Consider the following 707-nt stretch of genomic DNA (forward strand, 5'->3'; position numbering starts at 1 on the left):
AATTTTACTTTTGATTCCTAGTAAATGGGAAGATAATGCAACACCTTGTGCATGATTTCCAGCTGAACAAGCGATTACACCACGTTCTTTCTCTTCATTTGTTAGTTGGGAAATTTTATTAAATGCACCACGAAATTTAAATGAACCCGTTAACTGCATATTTTCCAACTTCAAATAAATTTCTCCACCCGTTTTACTAGTTAAATAGAAAGATTTAACCAAAGGTGTTTTTCGGGCATTTACATCAAGAATTTCTTTGGCTTTTTTAATGTCAGTGATATCTAACAATACTTTTTTGGTAATCATACTAACACTTCTTTCAATTCTTTAAAGTCCAAACCTAGCGTCATACCTAAATTTTCGTAGGTAATAATACCTTTATATACATTTACCCCAGATGCTAATGATGATTTATTTTGAATTGCATTTTCTAATCCATCTTTAGAAATTGCTAGTAAATACTCAATATTTCCATTTGCCAACGCCATAGTTGAAGTACGTGGGGTGGCACCAGGCATATTTGGTACTGCATAATGAATTACGTCATGTTTAATAAATACAGGATTATCATGAGTTGTATAATGATCAATAGTTTCTACTGTACCACCTTGATCTATTGCGATATCCACAATGACACTTCCTGGCTTCATAGATTGAACCATATACTCTTTAACAATTTTAGGAGGGCGAGATCCTGGTATTAAAAT

Annotated in this window: 1 protein-coding gene and 1 pseudogene; both read right to left on the reverse strand. The window is 32.8% G+C overall.

Annotation, left to right across the window (positions count from 1 at the left end; translation table 11 throughout):
- On the reverse strand, positions 1–306 hold a 306-nt coding region (locus CN409_RS31090), incomplete at its 3' end, for a pyridoxal-phosphate dependent enzyme (protein ID WP_141527764.1).
- Positions 303–707 (reverse strand): annotated as a pseudogene (locus CN409_RS31095) (alanine dehydrogenase); the annotation flags it as partial. The gene CN409_RS31090 and the pseudogene CN409_RS31095, both read right to left, overlap by 4 nt.

Source organism: Bacillus sp. AFS012607 (assembly GCF_002558005.1).
Taxonomy (GTDB): Bacteria; Bacillota; Bacilli; order Bacillales; family Bacillaceae_G; genus Bacillus_A; species Bacillus_A thuringiensis_S.